Annotated in this window: 4 protein-coding genes; 1 reads left to right on the top strand and 3 read right to left on the bottom strand. The window is 67.4% G+C overall.

Going from position 1 to position 2,693, the window contains the following annotated elements; genetic code table 11:
* On the top strand, positions 1-488 hold a 488-nt coding region (locus tag GX108_03340), incomplete at its 5' end, for a ferrous iron transporter B (GenBank protein ID NLO56077.1).
* Between the two features lie 8 nt (positions 489-496).
* On the opposite strand, the gene GX108_03335 is transcribed toward GX108_03340, so the two are convergent.
* The 3 genes from GX108_03335 to GX108_03325 all read right to left on the bottom strand — a co-directional run.
* Positions 497-1,267: an ABC transporter ATP-binding protein gene (locus tag GX108_03335; protein ID NLO56076.1), complete on the bottom strand. Its 771-nt coding sequence runs from the start codon at positions 1,265-1,267 to the stop codon at positions 497-499.
* The gene (locus tag GX108_03330; protein ID NLO56075.1) at positions 1,264-2,235 is read right to left on the bottom strand and encodes an iron ABC transporter permease; all 972 of its coding nucleotides are present in this window, start codon (positions 2,233-2,235) and stop codon (positions 1,264-1,266) included. Before GX108_03330 ends, GX108_03335 begins: the two co-directional genes overlap by 4 nt.
* Positions 2,232-2,693: hypothetical protein (locus GX108_03325; protein NLO56074.1), on the bottom strand; the 462-nt coding region annotated here is incomplete at its 5' end. The genes GX108_03330 and GX108_03325, both read right to left, overlap by 4 nt.

Raw genomic sequence — 2,693 nt, 5'->3', positions numbered from 1 at the left:
TCCCGGGGTACAGCCCGGAACTGGTGGTAGAGATCCCCCCCTATCGACTGCCGGCTTTCAAGGGCATCGGCATGAAGCTATGGTTCAGGATAAAGGGTTTCCTCATCGAGGCCATCCCCATGGTCCTGGCCGGTGTCCTCGTGGCTAACCTCCTGTCCACCTCGGCTTTCATGGATGTCATCTCGGCCCTGCTCTCGCCGCTCTTCAGGGGCGTGCTGGGCCTCCCGCCGGAGACGGCGGGGCCGATACTGCTGGGCTTCCTGCGCAAGGACATAGCCGTGGGGATGCTCATCCCCATGAGGCTGCTCCCCAGCCAGATGGTGGTCGCCGTCGTGACCTTGGCCATGACCTTCCCCTGCATAGCCACCTTCATCGTTTTATGGAGGGAGCTGGGGGTTAGGGATATGCTCAAGACCATCGGGATAATGATCCTGGCGGCCCTGGCGGCCGGAGGGGCGCTGAACGCCCTCTTCGCCCTCGCCCCCTAGCCCCGCGCTCAAACCAGGGGAAAGGCGGCCCTGAACCCCCCCGAAAGTTCCTCGATGCTCCACGAGGTTTCAAAGACCTCGGCCAAGATCACATCGTCCACGGCCCCCGGCGACGGGGGCTCCAGCAGGAGGCCGTCCTTCAGAAAAAGAACCCTGTCGGCGAACCTCAGGGCGTAGTTTATGTCGTGCAGGGCCACCAGGATGCCCCTGCCTTCCTTTCGAAGTCCGTCCAGGAGACGAAATATGGCGATGGCGTGCCTGGGGTCGAGGGCACTGACGGGTTCGTCCAGGAGGAGCACCTTCGTGTCCTGGGCGAGGGCCCGGGCGATGGCCACCCGCTGGGCCTCGCCGCCCGAAAGGTCCGTGACGAGCCTCTCCCCGAAGGTGGAGAGGTCCACCGCCTCGAGGGACAGGGTGGCCACCCGGCGGTCCTCGGCCGTAAGCCTCGAAAACCTCCCCGCCGAGGGGAATCGCCCCATGAGCACCGTCTCCATGACGGTAAAGGGCGTCATGAAGCCCGTCTGCTGGGGCACCACGGCTATCCTCCTGGCCGCCTCCCTCCTGGCGAGGGAGTCCAGGTTTTCGCCTTCCACCAGTACCCTGCCGGCATCCCTCCTGCCGATGCCCGCCGCGGCCGCCAGGAGCGTGCTCTTCCCGCTCCCGTTGGGGCCGAGAAGGGCAACGATCTGACCGGGGGCGACCTCAAGGTCGATTCCCTTCAGGACCTCCCTGGAACCGAGGGCGACCCTGACGCCTTCGAGGGCCAGGAGACCAGTCATCTTCCCCTCCAAAGCAGAAAGCAGAATAAGGGTCCCCCTACAAGGGCGGTTATGACCCCCACCGGGAGTTCCCCCAGGGAGCGGGCCGCCGTATCAGCCAGGAGCAGAAGAAACGCTCCGCCCAGCACGGTCAGCGGCATGAGCCTGCGGTGGGCCGGGCCGACGACGATCCTCACCAGGTGCGGCACCACAAGGCCGACGAAGCCGATGACGCCGCTCATGGAAACCACCAGCGCCGTCGCCAGCGAACTGCCCAGGAGGAGGATGCCCGAGGTCTTCCTCTCGTCGACGCCCAGGGAAGCGGCGTCGGCGCCGGAGGAGAGGATGTCCAGGTCGCGGGCCCAGAAGAGGCCCAGGGCCAGGACCCCCATGGCTGAAACCGCCCCCCAGGCCACGTGGTTCCAGGCGGAGAGGGAGAAGCTGCCCAGGAGCCACAGGACGATCATGCCCACCTGCTCCCCCGCGAGGACCTCCATGAGGGTGATGACGGAGCCGAGGATGCTGCCGACGATGACACCGGCCAGGATGAGGCGGGTCGGCGAGGTTCCGCCGCGCCTTCCCCGCCCCAGGAGCCACACTAGCCAGAGGGCGGCGATGCTCCCGATGAAGGCGAAAACCGAGACGAAGGGAAGGCCCAGCGTTATGGCCGCTGAGGCTCCGAGGGCGGCGCCGGCGGCCACGCCCAGCGTATAGGGTTCGGCCAGGGGGTTGAGGAGGACGCCCTGGAAGATAACCCCGCTGCCGGCGAGGACGGCCCCGGCCGCGGCGGCGGCGAGAGCCCTTGGAAGGCGTATGGATAGGACGATGACCGACCTTGGATCCGAGGCGGGTATGCGCCCCGATATCACCCCCAGGACATCGCCCTTGGGTATGGGCACCTCGCCCACGGTGATGACCCAAAGCAGCGTGACGACCAGGAGGGACGAAAGGACGACAAGGGGAAGGGTGAGCCCACCCCGGGTGTTCATCGTCCGCCTTCCCGTGAACCCGGGGCTCCGCTTTCGATCTCGCCGCTGAGCCGCAAGGCCCGGTCCAGGACCCTTTCGGGAGCGAAGCCCGACTCTTCCGCCAGCAGCGCCGCGCCCGAAGCTCCCGCGCCATCGGGGACCTCCCCGAGGTCGACCACCTGGACCCCCAGGTCGAGGAGCGCGGAAAGGTCGCCGAAGGCGCCGGCAAGGTCCTTTTCAGTACGGACCGTGGTGGCGAGGCCGATCTTTCCCTTCTCGCCAAGATCCCTCAGCAGGGCCGACGCGGCGAGCATCTGGAGGCCCCCGGAAAGAAGGACTTCCGCGCCGCCCATGGCGCCAGCCGTCATGGCCGCGGCGATCACCAGGGCGGGATCGCCCAGCTCGGAGGCGGCCTTGAAGCCGTGGCCGATCAGGTCCCCGGGGCGTATCCCCAGCCTCGACGAGGCTTTCTCCCAGGG

Origin of the sequence: Thermovirga sp. (genome assembly GCA_012523215.1) — a bacterium.
Taxonomy (GTDB): Bacteria; Synergistota; Synergistia; order Synergistales; family Thermovirgaceae; genus 58-81.
Note: the sequence above shows the minus strand (reverse complement) of the source record. Positions and strands in the feature narration are given on the sequence as shown.

What these genes read in the sequence shown, in the direction of transcription:
- GX108_03335 (NLO56076.1), bottom strand. Translation starts at nt 1,267, where the DNA reads ATGACTGGTCTCCTGGCCCTCGAAGGCGTCAGGGTCGCCCTCGGTTCC.
- GX108_03330 (NLO56075.1), bottom strand. Translation starts at nt 2,235, where the DNA reads ATGAACACCCGGGGTGGGCTCACCCTTCCCCTTGTCGTCCTTTCGTCC.